The organism is Streptomyces sp. Z423-1, from assembly GCF_013009255.1.
GTDB lineage: Bacteria > Actinomycetota > Actinomycetes > Streptomycetales > Streptomycetaceae > Streptomyces > Streptomyces gossypiisoli.
Map to the genome: position 1 here is coordinate 1,249,834 of NZ_CP053109.1, position 15,982 is coordinate 1,265,815.

14 protein-coding genes are annotated in these 15,982 nt (G+C 70.2%); 12 read left to right on the forward strand and 2 right to left on the reverse strand.

What is annotated here, in order from left to right; genetic code table 11:
* Positions 1 to 98 precede the first annotated feature (98 nt).
* Genes HJD23_RS05785 through HJD23_RS05795 form a run of 3 tightly spaced genes read left to right on the forward strand, consistent with a single transcriptional unit; the run spans position 99 to position 2,653 of the window.
* Positions 99 to 1,655, forward strand: a complete 1,557-nt coding sequence (locus tag HJD23_RS05785) for an alpha/beta hydrolase (RefSeq protein ID WP_171133990.1) — start codon at positions 99 to 101, stop codon at positions 1,653 to 1,655.
* A 57-nt stretch (positions 1,656 to 1,712) separates the two neighbouring features.
* The gene (locus tag HJD23_RS05790; RefSeq protein ID WP_171109416.1) at positions 1,713 to 2,111 is read left to right on the forward strand and encodes a RidA family protein; all 399 of its coding nucleotides are present in this window, start codon (positions 1,713 to 1,715) and stop codon (positions 2,109 to 2,111) included.
* Positions 2,108 to 2,653 carry a GNAT family N-acetyltransferase gene (locus HJD23_RS05795; RefSeq protein WP_171109415.1) on the forward strand — a complete coding sequence of 182 codons (546 nt, stop codon included), beginning with the start codon at positions 2,108 to 2,110 and terminating at the stop codon, positions 2,651 to 2,653. Before HJD23_RS05790 ends, HJD23_RS05795 begins: the two co-directional genes overlap by 4 nt.
* 91 nt (positions 2,654 to 2,744) lie before the next feature.
* On the opposite strand, the gene HJD23_RS05800 is transcribed toward HJD23_RS05795, so the two are convergent.
* Positions 2,745 to 3,326 carry an adenylosuccinate lyase gene (locus HJD23_RS05800; protein ID WP_171109414.1) on the reverse strand — a complete coding sequence of 194 codons (582 nt, stop codon included), beginning with the start codon at positions 3,324 to 3,326 and terminating at the stop codon, positions 2,745 to 2,747.
* 369 nt (positions 3,327 to 3,695) lie between these two features.
* Here HJD23_RS05800 and HJD23_RS05805 point away from each other — a divergent pair, with 369 nt between their 5' ends.
* From HJD23_RS05805 to pssA, 9 genes are all read left to right on the forward strand, one after another.
* The gene (locus HJD23_RS05805; protein ID WP_171109413.1) at positions 3,696 to 5,501 is read left to right on the forward strand and encodes a 3-hydroxyacyl-CoA dehydrogenase; all 1,806 of its coding nucleotides are present in this window, start codon (positions 3,696 to 3,698) and stop codon (positions 5,499 to 5,501) included.
* A gap of 136 nt (positions 5,502 to 5,637) precedes the next feature.
* A complete protein-coding gene (locus HJD23_RS05810; RefSeq protein ID WP_232108077.1) occupies positions 5,638 to 6,447 on the forward strand; it encodes a TetR family transcriptional regulator in 810 nt (269 codons plus the stop codon).
* A gap of 419 nt (positions 6,448 to 6,866) precedes the next feature.
* A complete protein-coding gene (ccrA, locus tag HJD23_RS05815; RefSeq protein ID WP_171111526.1) occupies positions 6,867 to 8,204 on the forward strand; it encodes a crotonyl-CoA carboxylase/reductase in 1,338 nt (445 codons plus the stop codon).
* A gap of 10 nt (positions 8,205 to 8,214) precedes the next feature.
* Positions 8,215 to 10,242 carry a protein meaA gene (locus HJD23_RS05820; protein WP_171109411.1) on the forward strand — a complete coding sequence of 676 codons (2,028 nt, stop codon included), beginning with the start codon at positions 8,215 to 8,217 and terminating at the stop codon, positions 10,240 to 10,242.
* Complete coding sequence (locus HJD23_RS05825) at positions 10,239 to 11,201, forward strand: CoA ester lyase (RefSeq protein WP_171109410.1); 963 nt, start codon at positions 10,239 to 10,241, stop codon at positions 11,199 to 11,201. The genes HJD23_RS05820 and HJD23_RS05825 overlap by 4 nt, the downstream gene beginning before the upstream one ends.
* A gap of 5 nt (positions 11,202 to 11,206) precedes the next feature.
* The gene (locus tag HJD23_RS05830; protein ID WP_019757884.1) at positions 11,207 to 11,719 is read left to right on the forward strand and encodes a MaoC family dehydratase; all 513 of its coding nucleotides are present in this window, start codon (positions 11,207 to 11,209) and stop codon (positions 11,717 to 11,719) included.
* A 2-nt stretch (positions 11,720 to 11,721) separates the two neighbouring features.
* Positions 11,722 to 12,927, forward strand: coding sequence for an acyl-CoA dehydrogenase family protein (locus HJD23_RS05835; protein ID WP_171109409.1), 1,206 nt, complete (start codon positions 11,722 to 11,724; stop codon positions 12,925 to 12,927).
* Positions 12,928 to 13,096: 169 nt separating this feature from the next.
* Entirely contained in the window at positions 13,097 to 13,753 is a 657-nt protein-coding gene (locus tag HJD23_RS05840) for a phosphatidylserine decarboxylase (protein ID WP_171109408.1), read from the forward strand.
* A gap of 58 nt (positions 13,754 to 13,811) precedes the next feature.
* Positions 13,812 to 14,594, forward strand: a complete 783-nt coding sequence (gene pssA / locus HJD23_RS05845; RefSeq protein ID WP_171111524.1) for a CDP-diacylglycerol--serine O-phosphatidyltransferase — start codon at positions 13,812 to 13,814, stop codon at positions 14,592 to 14,594.
* Positions 14,595 to 14,756: 162 nt separating this feature from the next.
* Here pssA and HJD23_RS05850 read toward each other — a convergent pair whose 3' ends face one another.
* Positions 14,757 to 15,893 carry a glycerate kinase gene (locus HJD23_RS05850; RefSeq protein ID WP_171111523.1) on the reverse strand — a complete coding sequence of 379 codons (1,137 nt, stop codon included), beginning with the start codon at positions 15,891 to 15,893 and terminating at the stop codon, positions 14,757 to 14,759.
* Between the last annotated feature and the right edge of the window lie 89 nt (positions 15,894 to 15,982).

Here is a 15,982-nt window from a genome sequence, read left to right on the forward strand (position 1 = left end):
GAACTGGCAGAACGCATTCCTCCGGGTGCTCTTTTCGGGACGATGCGGCGAGGACCGCGGGACTCGCGGTCCGCGACCCTCCGTCCTGGGAGGACCCCATGAAGAAACGTGCAGCCGCGCTGTGCGGCGCCGCCCTCGTGGTGGCCGGGACGTTCACGGCCGTCCCCGCTCAGGCGAGCGCCCCGCACCTCGCGAAGCCGACCTGGAATGAGTGCGGCACCGCCGACTATCCGACACTCCAGTGCGCGTCCGTGCAGGTACCGCTCGACCACGCGAACCCGGACGGGCGGAAGATCACCCTCGCCCTGTCCCGCGTCCCGCACACCGCGAAGAAGTACCAGGGCCCGCTGCTGGTCAACCCCGGCGGCCCCGGCGGCAGCGGTCTGACCCTCGCCGGGTTCGTCGCCGCCACGCTGCCCAAGGCGGTGGCGGCCCAGTACGACGTCATCGGCTTCGACCCGCGCGGCGTCGGCGCGAGCAAACCGGCGCTGAACTGCGATCCCGGCCACGTCAACCCCGTACGCCCCGACTCCGTGCCATCCAGCCCGGCGGTCGAGCGGGCCAACCTCACGCGCGCGAAGACCTTCGCCGAGGCCTGCGGCAAGAAGTACGCGCGCGAGCTGCCGTACCTCGACACGCTGAGCGCCGCGCAGGACATCGACTGGATCCGGCGCGCCCTCGGCGCACCGCGGATCAACTACTTCGGCTACTCGTACGGCACCTACCTCGGCGCGGTCTACGCCAAGCTGCATCCGGACCGCGTGCGGCGCATGGTCCTCGACTCGGTCGTCGACCCCACCGGCGTCTGGTACGACAACAACCTCGCGCAGGACCACGCCTTCAACGACCGGCACCGGGCCTTCATGGCGTGGGTCGCGAAGCACGACGGCACGTACCGGCTGGGAAGCGACCCGGAGCAGGTCGAGGCCAAGTGGTACGCGATGCGGGCGGCGCTGGCGAAGCGGCCCGCGGACGGCGCGGTGGGCCCGGCCGAACTGGAGGACACGTTCCTGCCCGGCGGCTACTACAACGGCTACTGGCCGTACCTCGCCGAGGCGTTCGCCGCATACCTCAACGACAAGGACCCCGCCCCGCTGGTCGAGGCGTACGACAACTTCGGCGCGGTCGACGCCGCCGGGGAGAACGGCTACAGCATCTACACCTCGGTGCAGTGCCGGGACACCGGCTGGCCGCGTGACTGGCAGCAGTGGCGCAAGGACAACTGGGCGGCGCACGCCGAGGCACCGTTCATGACCTGGAACAACGCCTGGTACAACGCGCCCTGCGCGTTCTGGCCGACCAGCTCGCTGCGGCCGGTGAACGTGGCCAACAGCCAGTTGCCGCCGGTCCTGCTGTTCCAGGCGACACACGACGCGGCCACGCCGTACCAGGGCGGTGCGACGGTCCGCCGGCTGCTGCGCGGCTCCAGCCTGGTGGTCGAGGAGAACGGCGGCAATCACGGCATCACGCTGAGCGGCAACGCCTGCCTGGACGAGCACCTGGCGGCCTATCTGACCGACGGCACGGTGCCGCGCGGTCGCGGCGAGGCCGACGCGGTGTGCGCGGCGCTGCCCGACCCCAAGCCGCTGACCGCGAAGGTGGCCGGGGACTCGCGGGGCTCGACGCTGCACGGGCTGCTGGGCTTCCGTGGCTGAACCGTGAGGTGACGGCCCGTCGGGGGCGTTGTCAGACCCATGGTCCACCATGGACGCATGAGTGAGCCGACCAGGATCCCCGCCCCCGACGGGGTCGCCGCCGCCGCGCAGTACGCGCACGTCGTCATGGGCACCGGCCGTTTCGTCGCCGTCGCCGGGCAGCTCCCGCTCGACGAGCGCGGCGAACTGGTCGGCGCGGGCGACCCGGCCGCCCAGGCCCGCCAGGTCTTCGAGAACCTGCGCCGCTGCCTGGCGGCGGCCGGAGCCACCTTCGACGACGTCATCAAGCTCACCTACTTCGTCACGGACATGGCCCACATGCCCGCGATCCGTGCGGCCCGTGCCGAGCACATACCCGACGACCGTCTCCCGGCCGCCTCGGCCGTGCAGGTCGCCGGGCTGGTCCGCCCCGAGTACCTGATGGAGATCGAGGCGTTCGCGGTGGTGGCCGCATGACGGGGGTGCACATCCGGGAGCTGACGGTCGACGACTGCGAGCGCGTGGCCGAGATCCGCGTCGGCGGCTGGCGGACCGCGTACCGGGGGCTGATGCCGCAGTCCTACCTCGACGCGCTGAGCGTCCCGGAGGACGCCGCACGCCACCGCGCCCGCTTCGGGCAGGGCGACGGCAGCGTGGTGAACCTGGTCGCCGAGCGCGAGGGAGAGGTCGTCGGCTGGGCCTGCCACGGCCCGTACCGGGACGGCGAAGTGCGCACGTCGGACGCCGAGTTGTACGCGATCTACGTGGACCCCGAGCGGTACGGCGAGGGCATCGGGCACGCCCTGCTGAAGGAGTCGGTACGCCGCTGCCGGGCCGCCGGTCACCCGCGCATGCTGCTGTGGGTCCTCAGGGACAACGCCCCCGCGCGGCACTTCTACGAACGGGCGGGCTTCACGGCGGACGGGGCGCAGGAGCCGTTCGAGGTGGAGGGGGTGGAGGTGCCGGAGGTGCGGTACGCGCGGGAGTTGACGGACGCCGGGGAGGGCACCCAGCACTGACATACCTCCCGCACCACGCCGCTGCCCCTCACCCCCTGCCCCTGTCCCTCAGCCCTGCCCCTCACCCCTGCCCTGCCCCTGCCCCCGCCCCTCAGCCCCGCCCCCGCCCAGGAATCCGCGCCAGTGCCGCCACCGCGGCCTCCGCCAGCGCCGGGTGCGCCAGGGCCTCGTTCAGTACCGGCCTGGCCCGGGTGTCCCCCAGCTCCCCCAGGCCTTCCACGCACGCGAGGGCCACGCGGCGGTACGGGTCGTGCGGACGGAGGCGGCGTTGCAGTGTCGTGATCAGGGCGGGTACGGACTCGGGGGCCCGCAGCTCCACGAGCAGACGCACGGGGTGCAGGGCATAAGCCACCCGCAGTTCGTTCGTCGCGAGGGCGGCCGCCGCGCGGGCGGTGCGTGGGTCGCCGAGCCGGGCGAGGGCGTGGGCGGCGGAGGCGCAGCGCGGTGGATCGCGGTGGTTGAGCAGGAGGACGAGGGATTCGAAGGCCCGCCGGTCGCCCGCGAGGCCCAGCCGGAACGCGGCCAACTCCCTGGCCCACAGCGGCTGCCCGGGCGCGGTGAGCACTCCGGCCAGTTCGTCGTGATCCCCGGTCCCCGCCAGCCGCTCGTACTCCACGGAACCCCCGGACTCCCGCCGTAAGCGCTCCGTGAGCGATCGCAACTCTTCGTCCATGACGCGAGCGTACAAACGATCTCGGCCCAAGGGACCTACATCACAAAGACAAAGGACTGGCGCGCTCGTTACCCGCAAGTTAAGCTCAGACGAGCGAGTTACCCGCTCGCATCCCTGCTCGCGACGGCCTGGTGACGCAGCCGTTGTGAGAGCAGTCGGTTCGGTACACCAGGTACCGCAGTACGACTCGGCCACGGGACAGGGCCGGTCGGTCATCACCGTTCCTCGGACGTGTGCACGTCCGCAGCGACGGTCCCGGGCGTGTGCGCCAGCAGCCCGGCACCACCCGCACTCCTCACGCACCCGGTGCGCCCCTGGGCGCACCCGGGCGCGTTTCCAGTCGTCACCCTCAATTCCAGGAGTCCCGCGATGGCCACTCCCCAGTCCGACAGCCCTCTGTCCCCGCTCAAGACCATTGCCGTCGTCGGCCTCGGCACCATGGGCACCGGCATCGCCGAAGTCCTGGCCAAGGCCGGCCGCGAGGTCGTCGGTATCGACATCAGCGAGGCCCAGGCGGTGCGCTGCGTCGCCACCCTGGAGTCCTCCACCGCCCGCGCCGTCGAGCGCGGCCGCCTGACCGAGGAGGAGCGTGCGGAGGCCCTCGCCCGCGTCCGCACCTCCACCGACCTGCGCGCGGCGGCCGACGCCGACCTGGTGATCGAGGTGGCGCCGGAGTCGTACGAGCTCAAGCAGCAGATCTTCCGCGAGCTGGACGGCATCGTGCGCCCGGAGACGATCCTGGCGACCGGCACCAACGCCCTGTCCGTCACGCGGCTGGCCGCCGACTCGGCCCGGCCGGAGCGCGTGCTGGGCCTGCACTTCTTCAACCCGGCGCCGGCGATGCGGCTGGTCGAGGTGGTCTCCTCGGTGCTCACCGCGCCGCAGGCCGTCGCCGCGGTCACGGACCTCGCGATCCAGCTCGGCAAGGAGCCCGTGGCGGTCGGCGACCGGCCCGGATTCGTCGCCGACGGACTGCTGTTCGGCTACCTCAACCAGGCCGCCGCGATGTACGAGGCGAAGTACGCCTCCCGTGAGGACATCGACGCCGCGATGCGGCTCGGCTGCGGTCTGCCCATGGGCCCGCTGGCCCTGCTCGACCTGATCGGCATCGACACCGCGCGCACGGTCCTGGAGGCCATGTACGCCGCGTCCGGCGACCGGCTGCACGCCCCCGCGCCGATCCTGAAGCAGCTCAGCGAGGCGGGCCTGACGGGGCGCAAGTCGGGCCGCGGCTTCTACACCTACGAGGCTCCGGGCAGCGCCACCGTCGTCGGGGACGCCCAAACCCCCCTCTCCGGTGACCTCCAGGTCCCCGGCCGCCCGGTCCGCTCGGTCGGTGTCGCGGGCTCCGGCACCATGGCGTCCGGCATCGCCGAGGTGTTCGCCAAGGCCGGGTACGACGTCGTCCTCGCCGCCCGCAGCGAGGAGAAGGCGCAGGCCGCCAAGGCCCGCATCGGCAAGTCGCTGTCGCGCTCCGTCGACAAGGGCCGGCTGACCGCCGAGGCGGCGGCGCAGACGCTGGACCGGATCACCCCGGCGGGCTCGTACGACGCCTTCGCCGACGTCGATCTGGCGGTCGAGGCGGTGGCCGAGGACCTGGAGGTCAAGCGGCAGCTGTTCGCGGCGCTGGACAAGGTCTGCAAGCCGGGCGCGGTGCTGGCCACGACCACCTCGTCGCTGCCGGTCGTCGCCTGTGCCCGCGCCACCTCGCGTCCCCAGGACGTCATCGGTATGCACTTCTTCAACCCGGCGCCGGCGATGAAGCTGGTCGAGGTCGTCCGCACGGTGCTGACCGCCGACGACGTCCACGCCACGGTCCGCGAGGTCTGCGGCAAGATCAGGAAGCATGCCGTCGACTGCGGCGACCGGGCGGGCTTCATCGTCAACGCCCTGCTCTTCCCGTACCTGAACAACGCGATCAAGATGGTCCAGGACCACTACGCGTCCCTCGACGACATCGACGCCGCGATGAAGCTGGGCGGCGGCTACCCGATGGGCCCCTTCGAGCTGCTGGACGTGGTCGGCCTGGACGTCTCGCTGGCCATCGAGAAGGTGCTGCACCGCGAGTTCCGCGACCCGGGCCTGGCCCCGGCGCCCCTGCTGGAGCACCTGGTGGCCGCGGGCTGCCTCGGCCGCAAGACGGGCCGCGGCTTCCGCGAATATGCCCGCCGCTGACCGGCCCGGCGACTGGTTCACGGCAGGTGCGGAGTGGGGCGGACTGCTCGACCCCGCTGGTTCTCCCCCGCCTCTCGGGGGCGGGGGAAACCCCCGACCTGCGCATCGAACTGCGCGCATGCAGTACGTTCGGGGCATGCCCCAGCCCGCCAAGTCCTCACGTACACCAGCCACGCCCGACGCGCCGGAGAGCGCCGCGGGCAGTCGCGCCGCCGCCCAACGGCTCAAAATGCGCCGGGAACTGGCGGCCGCGGCCATGGAGCTGTTCGCGACCAAGGGCTACGAGGCGACCACCGTCGACGAGATCGCGGCCCAGGCCGGGGTCGCCCGCCGCACCTTCTTCCGCCACTTCCGCTCCAAGGAAGAGGCGATCTTCCCCGACCACGACGACACCCTGATCCGGGCCGAGGCGGTGCTGAACGCGGCACCCGCGCACGAGCACCCGCTCGACACGGTGTGCCGGGGGATCAAGGAAGTCATGAAGATGTACGCGGCCCGGCCGGAGATCTCGGTCGCCCGCTACAAGCTCACCCGCGAGGTGCCCACCCTGCGCGAGGCCGAGATCGCCTCGGTGGCCCGCTACGAGCGCCTGTTCACCCGCTATCTGCTCGGCCACTTCGACGAGCACGCGCACGACGACGACGCCAACGACGACCCGCTGCTCGCCGAGGTCGCCGCCTCCGCCGTCGTCACGGCCCACAACCACGTGCTGCGGCGCTGGCTGCGCGCGGGCGGCCAGGGGGACGTGGAGGCGCAGCTGGACCACGCCTTCGCGATCGTGCGCAAGACGTTCGGGGCGGGCATCGGGATAGGGCGTGCCGCGGCGCCGAAGCCGGCCCCCGCGTCGGTCTCGACGCAGGGCGAGGTGCTGGTGACGGTCGCCCGCACGGACGTCCCGCTGGACGAGGTCATGCGGACCATCGAGGAGGCGCTCAAGGAGCGCTGAGCGCCCCCGCACCCTGTGAGAACGGCCACCCGCCCGGGTGGCCGTTTTGCCATGTCAGCACCCTTTTTCGACGCCTTCCGAGACGGCATTCGATCGATCATCGCTCATTTGTTACGTAAAGATTTCATCTGAGAGCAAGTTCTGGCACTCAGTGCCTTGTCAGCTGACACGCGGTGTCATACGTTGAAGGAGTCCGGGCGGCCGGCGTGCAGCGACCTTTCGTACGCCGGCTGTCCCCGCAAGCCGATGGCCTGCGCGCCCGGACGCCTGCGTCACAGGCAACCTCCCGCGCCACAAAGCGCTGCCGAACCCAGCACCACCCGCCGAACCGACGGCAACCCTCATCCCTCAGCAGCACCGACGTAACCCTCAGCGCCCTTCCCTCAAGGGCGCACACCGCCGGAGGCAACACCGTGACCGTGAAGGACATCCTGGACGCGATCCAGTCGCCCGAATCCACGCCGGCCGACTTCGCCGCTCTGCCGCTCCCCGAGTCGTACCGCGCGATCACCGTGCACAAGGACGAGACGGAGATGTTCGCGGGCCTCGCGACCCGCGACAAGGACCCCCGCAAGTCGATCCACCTGGACGAGGTGCCGGTGCCGGAACTCGGCCCCGGCGAGGCCCTGGTGGCCGTCATGGCCTCCTCGGTGAACTACAACTCGGTGTGGACCTCGATCTTCGAGCCGCTGTCCACCTTCGGGTTCCTGGAGCGCTACGGCAGGCTCTCCGAGCTCACCAAGCGCCACGATCTGCCGTACCACATCATCGGCTCCGACCTCGCGGGCGTCGTCCTGCGCACCGGCCCGGGCGTCAACTCCTGGAAGCCCGGCGACGAGGTCGTGGCGCACTGCCTGTCGGTCGAGCTGGAGTCCAGCGACGGCCACAACGACACCATGCTCGACCCCGAGCAGCGCATCTGGGGCTTCGAGACCAACTTCGGCGGCCTCGCCGAGATCGCGCTGGTGAAGTCCAACCAGCTGATGCCCAAGCCCGCCCACCTGTCGTGGGAGGAGGCCGCCGCCCCGGGCCTGGTCAACTCCACCGCGTACCGCCAGCTGGTCTCCCGCAACGGCGCCCAGATGAAGCAGGGCGACAACGTCCTCGTCTGGGGCGCGAGCGGCGGACTCGGCTCCTACGCCACGCAGTTCGCGCTCGCGGGCGGGGCGACCCCCATCTGTGTCGTCTCCAGCGAGCAGAAGGCCGAGATCTGCCGGAAGATGGGCGCCGAGCTGATCATCGACCGCACCGCCGAGGACTACAAGTTCTGGAAGGACGAGCACACCCAGGACCCCAGGGAGTGGAAGCGGTTCGGCAAGCGCATCCGTGAGCTGACCGGCGGCGAGGACGTCGACATCGTCTTCGAGCACCCGGGCCGCGAGACCTTCGGCGCCAGCGTGTACGTCACCCGCAAGGGCGGCACCATCGTCACCTGCGCCTCGACCTCCGGGTACGACCACCAGTACGACAACCGCTACCTGTGGATGTCCCTGAAGCGGATCATCGGCTCCCACTTCGCCAACTACCGCGAGGCCTGGGAGGCCAACCGCCTCATCGCCAAGGGCAAGATCCACCCGACGCTGTCGAAGGTCTACCCGCTGGAGGAGACCGGCCAGGCCGCCCACGACGTCCACCGCAACGCCCACCAGGGCAAGGTCGGTGTGCTGTGCCTGGCGCCCGAGGAGGGTCTCGGCGTGCGCGACCACGAGATGCGCGCCCAGCACCTCGACGCCATCAACCGCTTCCGGAACATCTGAGGAGCGATGCATGACTGAGCGTCAGAAGGACCGGCCGTGGCTCATGCGCACCTACGCCGGTCACTCCACGGCCGAGGCGTCCAACGAGTTGTACCGGCGCAACCTCGCCAAGGGTCAGACGGGTCTGTCGGTGGCGTTCGACCTGCCGACGCAGACCGGCTACGACTCCGACCACATCCTCGCCCGCGGCGAGGTCGGCCGGGTCGGCGTGCCGATCGGGCACCTCGGTGACATGCGCCGGCTGTTCCAGGACATCCCCCTGGAGCAGATGAACACCTCGATGACCATCAACGCCACGGCCATGTGGCTGCTGGCGCTCTACCAGGTCGTCGCGGAGGAGCAGGGCGCGGACATCACCAAGCTCCAGGGCACGACCCAGAACGACATCGTCAAGGAGTACCTCTCGCGCGGGACGCATGTGTTCCCGCCGGGGCCCTCGCTCCGGCTGACGACGGACATGATCGCGTACACGGTCAACAACATCCCGAAGTGGAACCCGATCAACATCTGCAGCTACCACCTGCAGGAGGCGGGCGCCACTCCGGTACAGGAGATCGCGTACGCGATGTCCACCGCGATCGCCGTGCTCGACGCGGTGTTCGCCTCCGGCCAGGTCCCCGAGGACCGCAAGGGCGATGTCGTCGCCCGCATCTCGTTCTTCGTCAACGCGGGCGTCCGGTTCATCGAGGAGATGTGCAAGATGCGGGCGTTCGGCCGCATCTGGGACAAGGTCACGCACGAGCGGTACGGCATCGAGAACCCCAAGCACCGCCGCTTCCGCTACGGCGTCCAGGTCAACTCTCTCGGCCTGACCGAGGCGCAGCCGGAGAACAACGTCCAGCGGATCGTCCTCGAAATGCTGGCCGTGACCCTCTCGAAGGACGCACGCGCGCGTGCCGTGCAGCTGCCCGCCTGGAACGAGGCGCTGGGCCTGCCCCGCCCCTGGGACCAGCAGTGGTCCCTGCGCATCCAGCAGGTCCTCGCGCACGAGAGCGACCTGCTGGAGTACGACGACATCTTCGAGGGCTCGAAGGTGATCGAGGCGAAGGTGAGCGAACTCGTCGAGGAGTCCCTCGCCGAGATCGACCGCATACAGGAGATGGGCGGCGCGATGGCCGCCGTCGAGTCCGGCTACCTCAAGTCGCAGCTGGTCGCCTCGCACGCGGAGCGCCGGGCGCGGATCGAGTCCGGCGACGAGAAGATCGTCGGCGTCAACATCTTCGAGACCACCGAGCCGAACCCGCTGACCGCCGACCTGGACACCGCGATCCAGACGGTCGACCCGGCGGTCGAGGCCCGGGTCATCGCCTCGCTGCAGAACTGGCGCGACACCCGCTACCAGCCGCCCTTCAACCACCCCCGCCCCTGCAAGGCGCTGGAGCGCCTGAAGGAGGCCGCCAAGGGCACCGGCAACCTCATGGAGGCCACCCTGGAGTGCGCCCGCGCCGGGGTCACGACCGGCGAGTGGGCGGGGGCCCTGCGCGAGGTGTTCGGCGAGTTCCGCGCGCCGACGGGCGTGTCGTCGGCGCCGGTGGCCGTCCCGGCCGAGGAGGGCAGCGCCATGTCCCAGGTGCGCCGCAAGGTGGACGCGACGGCCCAGGACCTCGGCGTCGGCAAGCTGCGCTTCCTGGTCGGCAAGCCGGGCCTGGACGGGCACTCCAACGGCGCCGAGCAGATCGCCGTCCGCGCGCGTGACGCCGGCTTCGAGGTCGTCTACCAGGGCATCCGGCTGACGCCCGAGCAGATCGTGGACGCCGCCCTCGCCGAGGACGTGCACGCGGTCGGCCTGTCGATCCTCTCCGGCTCGCACGCCCAGCTGGTCCCGGACGTGCTGGACCGGCTGCGCGAGGCCGGTGCGACCGACATCCCGGTGATCGCCGGCGGGATCATCCCGAACGGCGACGCCGAGCAGCTCAGGGCCGCCGGAGTGGCCGCGGTCTTCACACCGAAGGACTTCGACATCACCGGGATCATCGGCCGTATCGTCGACGAGATCCGCACAGCGAACAAGCTCGACCCCCTGGAGGTCCCCGCATGACCACGGTCAACCGCCTTCGTCCCCGGCGTTCCTGCCTGGCGGTACCGGGCTCGAACCCCCGCTTCCTGGAGAAGGCGCAGGGCCTCCCGGCCGACCAGGTCTTCCTGGACCTGGAGGACGCGTGCGCGCCGCTCGCCAAGCCGGAGGCGCGGCACACCATCGTCAAGTTCCTCAACGAGGGCGACTGGACGGGCAAGACGAGGGTCGTGCGCGTCAACGACTGGACGACCGAGTGGACGTACCGTGATGTCGTGACGGTCGTCGAGGGTGCGGGCCCGAACCTGGACTGCATCATGCTGCCCAAGGTGCAGGACGCCCAGCAGATCGTCGCGCTCGACCTCCTGCTCACCCAGATCGAGAAGACCATGGGCTTCGAGGTCGGGCGGATCGGCATCGAGGCGCAGATCGAGAACGCGCAGGGCCTGAACAACGTCAACGAGATCGCGCAGGCCTCGCCGCGCATCGAGACGATCATCTTCGGCCCGGCCGACTTCATGGCGTCGATCAACATGAAGTCGCTGGTCGTGGGCGAGCAGCCGCCCGGCTACCCGGCGGACGCCTACCACTACATCCTGATGAAGATCCTGATGGCCGCCCGCGCCAACAACCTCCAGGCGATCGACGGCCCCTACCTGCAGATCCGCAACGTCGAAGGCTACCGCGAGGTCGCCCAGCGCGCCGCCGCCCTCGGCTTCGACGGCAAGTGGGTGCTGCACCCGGGCCAGGTCGAGGCGTCCAACGAGATCTTCTCGCCGTCGCAGGAGGACTACGACCACGCCGAGCTGATCCTGGACGCGTACGACTACTACACGTCCGAGGCGGGCGGCAAGAAGGGCTCCGCGATGCTCGGCGACGAGATGATCGACGAGGCCAGCCGCAAGATGGCGCTGGTCATCGCGGGCAAGGGACGCGCCGCCGGTATGCAGCGCACCAGCACGTTCGAGATCCCGGAGGCGTGACGGCCATGCAGTTCGGACGGACCTACGAGGAGTTCGAGGTCGGGGCGACGTACAAGCACTGGCCGGGCAAGACGGTCACCGAGTACGACGACCACCTGTTCTGTCTCCTCACCATGAACCACCACCCGCTCCACATGGACACCAACTATGCGGAGAAGACGACGGACTTCGGCAAGAACGTCGTCGTCGGGAACTACATCTACTCGCTGCTGCTCGGCATGTCCGTCCCGGACATCTCCGGCAAGGCGATCGCCAACCTGGAGATCGAGTCGCTCAAGCACGTGGCGCCGACCTTCCACGGCGACACGATCTACGGCGAGACGACCGTGCTGGACAAGTGGCCGTCGAAGTCGAAGAACGACCGCGGGATCGTCTACGTCGAGACCAAGGGCTACAAGCAGGACGGCACGCTCGTGTGCGTGTTCCGCCGCAAGGTGATGGTGCCGACCGAGACGTACATCAAGGAGCGCGGCGGCGAGCAGCCCGGCCGCCCGGAGCTGAAGCAGCAGGAGAAGTAGCCATGGCGCGACTCGCCCAGACCGCCGGTCTGACCGACATCCAGCAGGAGATCCTCTCCACCGTCCGGGACTTCGTGGACAAGGAGATCCTCCCGGTCGCCACCGAGCTGGAGCACCGCGACGAGTACCCGCAGGCGATCGTCGACGGCCTCAAGGAGTTGGGCCTGTTCGGCCTGATGATCCCCGAGGAGTACGGGGGTCTGGGCGAGTCGCTCCTGACGTACGCCCTCTGCGTCGAGGAGATCGCCCGCGGCTGGATGTCGGTGTCCGGCATCATCAACACGCACTTCATCGTGGCGTACATGCTCAAGCAGCACGGCACGCAGGAGCAGAAGGACTACTTCCTGCCGAAGATGGCGGCCGGTGAGATCCGTGGCGCCTTCTCGATGTCGGAGCCGGGGCTCGGCTCCGATGTGTCGGCGATCACGTCGAAGGCGGTCCGCGACGGGGATGAGTTCATCCTGAACGGTCAGAAGATGTGGCTGACCAACGGGGGCACGTCGTCCCTCGTCGCCGTTCTGGTGCGAAGTGACGAAGGTCACCCCGAGGGCACCGCGCCGCACAAGTCGATGACCACGTTCCTGGTCGAGAAGGAACCCGGCTTCGGTGAGGTCCGTCCCGGTCTGACCATCCCGGGCAAGATCGACAAGATGGGCTACAAGGGCGTCGACACCACCGAGCTCATCATGGACGGCCTGCGGATTCCGGCCGATCGCGTGCTCGGCGGGGTGACCGGCCGCGGTTTTTACCAGATGATGGACGGCGTGGAAGTCGGCCGCGTCAATGTGGCGGCGCGTGGCTGCGGCGTCGCTCAGCGTGCGTTCGAGCTCGGCGTCCAGTACGCCCAGCAGCGTCACACTTTCGGCAAGCCGATCGCGCAGCACCAGGCGATCCAGTTCAAGCTCGCCGAGATGGCTACCAAGGTCGAGGCCGCGCATGCCATGATGGTCAACGCGGCACGCAAAAAGGACTCCGGGGAGCGAAACGACCTTGAGGCCGGGATGGCGAAGTACCTCGCCTCCGAGTACTGCAAGGAGGTCGTGGAGGATGCCTTCCGGATCCATGGCGGCTACGGCTTCTCCAAGGAGTACGAGATCGAGCGCCTCTACCGCGAGGCCCCGATGCTGCTGATCGGTGAAGGTACCGCCGAGATCCAGAAAATGATCATTGGCCGAAGGCTGCTCGAAGAGTATCGGTTCCAGGGCTGAATGTCTGGAAACGGGGTGTTTTCTTCGAGAAGAAGATCACACCCCGTAGGCGCTCTCCGGCCGTCGACTCGGCTTCCTGACTTACCCAGTTGTGGCGCTTAGCCGCTACGATCGCCGGAAAGCCGCCGTCCCCCGTCAGAAGCGGCATCATCCGCTACGAAGGTCATCCATGCCCCACAGCCAAACCTCTGCACCTCGCGACAGCCTGGTCGGCGTACGCCTCGCGCGCGGAGCATCGCCGTGGCTTCTGCCGACCGTCGCCACCGCAGCCCTCAGCCTGGTCCGCGCGCGCCGCTCCGGCGCGGCGAAGGCCGTCGCCGTCCCCGCCACCGCGCTCGCGGCGGGGATGCTGTGGTTCTTCCGCGACCCCGAGCGTGAGATCGCCCAGGGCCGGGTCATTTCCCCGGCCGACGGTGTGGTGCAGAGCATCATGCCGTGGAAGGACGGACGCACCCGGGTCGCGATCTTCATGAGCCCGCTCAACGTCCACGTCAACCGCGCTCCCCTGGCCGGCACCGTGACGTCGGTCGAGCACGTCCCGGGCGGTTTCGTTCCTGCTTTCAACAAGGAGAGCGAGAACAACGAGCGGGTCGTGTGGCACTTCGACACCGAGCTCGGTGACATCGAGATGATCCAGATCGCCGGCGCCGTGGCCCGCCGTATCGTCCCCTACATCCCGCAGGGCACCAAGGTCGAGCAGGGCGAGCGGATCGGCCTGATCCGCTTCGGCTCGCGCGTCGACCTCTACCTGCCGGAGGGCGTCGAGGTCGCGGTGGAGGTCGGCCAGAAGACCGTGGCTGGGGTGACTCGCATTGACCGTGACTGATCCCGGGACGCAGCCGGGCTGGGTCCCGGAGGCGGCGACGGAGGACGAAGAGGAGGAGATGCCCCTCTCTCTGCGCCTCTCGATAGCGGACACCCTCACCCTGGGCAACGCCACCTGCGGCTTCATGGCGGTGTACTTCACCACCACCGGCATCCTGATCCCGCACCTCACCGGCAGCCAGGAGACCGGCATGGCCCGCCACAGCGCGGCCACGGCGGTCATCCTCATGCTCTGCGCCGCGGTCTTCGACCTGTTCGACGGACTGGTCGCGCGCAAGCTGCGCTCCTCCCCCATGGGCGCCGAGCTGGACAACCTCTCGGACCTGATCAGCTTCGGCCTGGCCCCGGCGTACTTCGTCCTGGTCTACGGCATGGTCGCCGACGACGCGCACCAGCGGGTGGCGGCGGTCGGCGCGATCGTCGTTCTGCTCGCCGTGGTGCTGAGACTCGCGAGATTCTCCTGTGTGACGCCGACGAACGGCATGTTCCAGGGCATGCCGAGCCCCTTCGGCGCGCTGACCGTCGTCGCGATCGTGCTGTTGGAGCTGCCGTTCGTGGCGACGCTGCTGGCGATCCTGGGCACCGCGTGGCTGATGGTGAGCCGCGTCGAGTACCCCAAGCCGCGGGGCCGCCTGGCCGGCGCGATGCTCTGCTGGATCGTGCTCAGCATGGGCCTGCTGGTGGCCTGGGCCTTCGGCGCCCCCAGCGGCCAGCTGCTGCTGCAGACGGGCTGCGCGCTGCAGCTGGTCATGGGCGCGGTGATACCGCTGTTCGCCACGGCCCGCCGGGTGAACAACTTCCGCGACAACCGGCGGGAGGCGCGGGCGGCGCAGTTGCCGTAGCGCTCCGCTGGGTGGGGCCCCGGACCGGGTTGGTTCGGGGCCCTTCGCTTTGTGCGTGTCCGGTGTTGGTGCGGGCGCTACTGGGTGCTGCCGCCCCCAGGCCCCCGCTTCGGCCCTGAACGGGCATCGTCCTCAAACGCCGGACGGGCTGGATGATCGGCCTCAGGCCAGGAAGTCCCGCGCGATCCGCTCCGCCACCCGCTCCAGGATCGGACCGGCGTCCGCGATGCACTTCGCCACGTCCGGCTCGACCTCCGTCAGCGGGTAAGCCCGGCGGATACCCGCCCGCCCCAGCGCCTCCGGTGCCAGCGCGAGCCGCCCGCACACCGCGACGACCTCCTTGCCCGCCGCCCGGGCCGCCGCGGCGACGCCCGCCGGGGCCTTGCCGTGCAGGGTCTGCTCGTCCAGCGAGCCCTCGCCGGTGATCACCAGGTCCGCGCGCTCCAGGGCGGGCGCGAAACCCAGCACGTCGAGCATGACCTCGATGCCGGGCCGGAAGCGGGCGCCGATCAGCAGGGCGCCGTACCCGATACCACCCGCCGCACCGGCCCCCGGCTCCCCGGCGTACTCCGCCGCCTTCGGCCCCACGGCCTCCTCCAGCACCTTCGCGAAGTGCCCCAGCGCCGCGTCCAGGGTCGCCACGTCGTCCGGCGAGGCCCCCTTCTGCGGTCCGTACACCGCGGGAGCGCCCTTCGGCCCGGTCAGCGGATTGTCGACATCGCTGGCCAGCACCAGCTCCACCGAAGAAAGCCGCGCGTCCAGCCCCGACAGGTCCGCGGAGGCCAGCTCGCCCAGCCCCCCGCCGCCCGGCGTCACCGGCTCCCCGTCGGCCGTCAGGAACCGCGCCCCGAGCGCGGACAGCATCCCCGCGCCGCCGTCCGTGGTCGCACTGCCCCCGACCCCGAAGACGATCGTGCGCGCCCCGGCGTCCAGGGCGGCCCGCAGCAGCTCCCCGGACCCGTACGTGGACGCCGTCAGCGGCGCGAAGACCCCGGCCGGCAGCCGCTGCAACCCGCTCGCCTCGGCCATCTCCACGACCGCGGTGTCGCCGCGCAGCGCGAACGCGGCCGTCACCTCCTGCCCAAGGGGCCCCGCGACCCGTACCTCACGCCGCTCGAACCCGGCCGCGACCGCCGCGTCCACGGTCCCGTCGCCGCCGTCGGCCACGGGCAGCGCCTCCACGGCGAGGTCCGGCACGACGCGGCGCAGCCCGGCCGTGACCCGCTCGGCGACCTGTACGGCCGTCAGCGACCCCTTGAACTTGTCCGCGGCGATGAGCACCCCGCGGGCGCCGTCCACAGCGTCAGCCACCTTGTCATCCCCTTGCTTTCCGGGCCCCGCGCACGTCAGGGCCAGTCGCGCCGCTGCGACCTTAACCGCAGGACACC

Coding starts and splice junctions, on each gene's coding strand:
- HJD23_RS05830 (WP_019757884.1), top strand. CDS start 11,207: ATGCAGTTCGGACGGACCTACGAGGAGTTCGAGGTCGGGGCGACGTAC.
- HJD23_RS05800 (WP_171109414.1), bottom strand. CDS start 3,326: ATGGACGAAGAGTTGCGATCGCTCACGGAGCGCTTACGGCGGGAGTCC.
- HJD23_RS05805 (WP_171109413.1), top strand. CDS start 3,696: ATGGCCACTCCCCAGTCCGACAGCCCTCTGTCCCCGCTCAAGACCATT.
- HJD23_RS05825 (WP_171109410.1), top strand. CDS start 10,239: ATGACCACGGTCAACCGCCTTCGTCCCCGGCGTTCCTGCCTGGCGGTA.
- HJD23_RS05785 (WP_171133990.1), top strand. CDS start 99: ATGAAGAAACGTGCAGCCGCGCTGTGCGGCGCCGCCCTCGTGGTGGCC.
- HJD23_RS05795 (WP_171109415.1), top strand. CDS start 2,108: ATGACGGGGGTGCACATCCGGGAGCTGACGGTCGACGACTGCGAGCGC.
- HJD23_RS05810 (WP_232108077.1), top strand. CDS start 5,638: ATGCCCCAGCCCGCCAAGTCCTCACGTACACCAGCCACGCCCGACGCG.
- pssA (WP_171111524.1), top strand. CDS start 13,812: ATGCCCCTCTCTCTGCGCCTCTCGATAGCGGACACCCTCACCCTGGGC.
- HJD23_RS05790 (WP_171109416.1), top strand. CDS start 1,713: ATGAGTGAGCCGACCAGGATCCCCGCCCCCGACGGGGTCGCCGCCGCC.
- HJD23_RS05820 (WP_171109411.1), top strand. CDS start 8,215: ATGACTGAGCGTCAGAAGGACCGGCCGTGGCTCATGCGCACCTACGCC.
- HJD23_RS05835 (WP_171109409.1), top strand. CDS start 11,722: ATGGCGCGACTCGCCCAGACCGCCGGTCTGACCGACATCCAGCAGGAG.
- HJD23_RS05840 (WP_171109408.1), top strand. CDS start 13,097: ATGCCCCACAGCCAAACCTCTGCACCTCGCGACAGCCTGGTCGGCGTA.